We start from the raw sequence: 557 nt of genomic DNA on the forward strand, positions 1-557 counted from the left end.
AGGCCGCTGTCCGACAGGTTGATGGTGAGCGTGGTCGTCGACAGGTCGCCGTCGCCATCCATGATGGTGTAGACGAAGGTGTCCGTCGCGCCGCCGACCGGAACCACGTTGGGCAGGCCGTCATAGCTGTAGGTGCCGTTGGCGTTCAGCGTCAGCGTGCCGTAGGTGCCGGCAATGCCAGCTCCGCCAAGTCCGCCGCTCACCGGCACTGCGGTGTTGCTGCCGGCGGCCACGCCGACAACCCCGCCGCCAGCGGCAAAGCCGTCGGCGCCGGCGACGTCGTTGGTCAGCACGTTGCCCGTCACGATGGCGCCCTCGGCAGCATTGTTGCTGTTCGGGTTCGCCGTCGGCACGTCGTCGGTGACGTCGATGGTGATGGTGTTGGTGATGGTGTTGCCGTTGGCGTCGGTGGCCTGGTAGGTGAAGGTCTCGACGTTGTTGACGGTGTTGGTGCCGTTGTTGGCATCGACGCCGTCGACAGGCGAGGTCAGCGTGTAGCTGTAGGTGCCGTTGGCATTGAAGGTCAGCGTGCCGTGCACGCCGGTGGCGCTGCTCAG

1 protein-coding gene is annotated in these 557 nt (G+C 66.2%); it reads right to left on the reverse strand.

Translation table 11 applies throughout. The annotated features are described in order from the left end of the window. Positions 1-557, reverse strand: a 557-nt coding sequence (locus ACWGTI_RS32660; protein ID WP_454590682.1) for an Ig-like domain-containing protein, incomplete at both ends; no start/stop codon positions are given.

It is taken from the genome of Mesorhizobium sp. ArgA1, from assembly GCF_053714375.1.